The 1,673-nt window shown below is 75.6% G+C and carries 1 tRNA gene and 1 pseudogene; both read left to right on the forward strand.

The window, feature by feature from the left end:
- Positions 1-1,376, forward strand: a pseudogene (locus BIV57_RS22850) (hypothetical protein); the annotation flags it as partial.
- 78 nt (positions 1,377-1,454) lie between these two features.
- Positions 1,455-1,527 (forward strand) — tRNA-Thr (locus BIV57_RS22855).
- The last annotated feature ends 146 nt before the right edge of the window (positions 1,528-1,673 follow it).

The raw sequence follows: 1,673 nt of genomic DNA on the forward strand, positions 1-1,673 counted from the left end.
CCCCCGCCGCACCCCGTCCCCGCCGCCGACGTGTGATCACCGGTGTCGGGATCGGCCTCGCCGCCGCCTGCGCGGTGGGCGCCGCCGCGATATGGGGGCCGCTGGGCGGCGTGCTGCCGGACGGCGGTCGCTCCGGGTCGCGCGGGGGCGGCGCGGGGGGCGAGGCGGCGGCACTCGACTCGGCGGCGTCCGACCTCAAGGCGGCGGCCGACCGGCTGGCGACCGTCCGGGCCACCGCCTACTCCGGCACCTTCTCCAACACCGAGGACGGCCCGGGGCACTTGGACCTCACCTCGACACCGTCCGGGCTCTCCTCGGGCCGCATGACGGAGGCCGGCGCGGCGAACGCGCAGGCGCATCCGCGCACCCTGGGGCTGCTGGCGCCGGAGCCGGGCAAGGTCTTCGTCAAGGGCGACCGCGGCTTCTGGGAGGACGAAGGCCTGCAGACGGGCACCAAGCTGACGGCCTACAGCGACCACTGGGTGAAGGCACCGTTCCTGCTCTCGGGGCAGACGCAGCTGGTGCGGAGCCTGGCGCCGGGCTCGGTCGCGGCGGCGATGCGGCAGGACGCGGCGGCGCGGCGGGTGCGTCCCGCGGTGGCGGCGACGGTGGACGGGGTGCCGGTGCGCCGCATCGCCACGCCGGACGGGATGTTCGACGTGACAGCGTCGGCGCCGCACCGGCTGGTGCGGATCAGCACGGGCGGCGGCACCTCCTCGGCGTCGCCGAAGCCGAGCGCGCCGGGTGCGACCGCGCCGTCGACGCCGGCGCCGTCGGACAGCTCCTCGGCCGCACCGGTCGCGGCGCGCCAGGCCGACGATGTGACGCCGGTGGCCTCGGCGCTGCCGGCGGGGCTGGAGCTGCGGGTCTCCGAGACGTCGCCGTCGGCCGCGGCCGGCTTCCGCAACGGCTATCTGGCGGGGGTCGGCACGCTCGGCGGCTCGGTCGACACCGACGTCTCGTTCTCCATACCGGGGAAGGTCGCGCTGGAGCCGTGCACCACGAACGGCTGCACGGCGTCGGCGACGGTGAAGAACGCCGACCACCGCGGCAAGGGCGCCGGCCAGGTGTCGGCGATGGTGACGGTGCGGGTCACGCTGGACGGGCGGACGGTGCGCACCTGCAGCATCCCGCGGACGATGCCGCCGAACTCGTCGACGCAGGTGAGCTGCGTCGCCTCGTACACCATCCCGGCGTCGGCGAACGCCACCACGCACCGGGTCCAGGCGGAGGTCTCGGCGGTGGCCCGGGGGGCGACGGACAGCCAGATCTCGGGCTACCGGAGCGAGTTCGCGCAGGAGTGGGCGCATCCGGGGAGCATCGCCGCCTCGCCCCGCCCGACCCCGGGCTCCACCGCCCCGGGCGCCGGCGCCTGACGGCGCCACCCGGCCGCCGCGGCCTCCGTGTTGTGTACAGTGGACGCGCTCGCGGGCACTTGCCCGGACGCATCCCCTGCCGCCTTAGCTCAGCTGGTAGAGCAACGCTCTTGTAAAGCGTAGGTCGTCGGTTCGAACCCGACAGGCGGCTCCCCCGAATCCCGGGCCATGCGGACAATGGCCCGGGCTTCTGCCGTTCATGCGGGGCATTGACCCGGGAGTCGGCCGATCACGGCGCTCAGGATCGCTCCAGACGCAGCGCCAGATTGGGGCAGCGGCGCACCGCGGTGCGGGCCC

It is taken from the genome of Mangrovactinospora gilvigrisea (genome assembly GCF_001879105.1).
In the GTDB taxonomy this organism is placed as follows: Bacteria; Actinomycetota; Actinomycetes; order Streptomycetales; family Streptomycetaceae; genus Mangrovactinospora; species Mangrovactinospora gilvigrisea.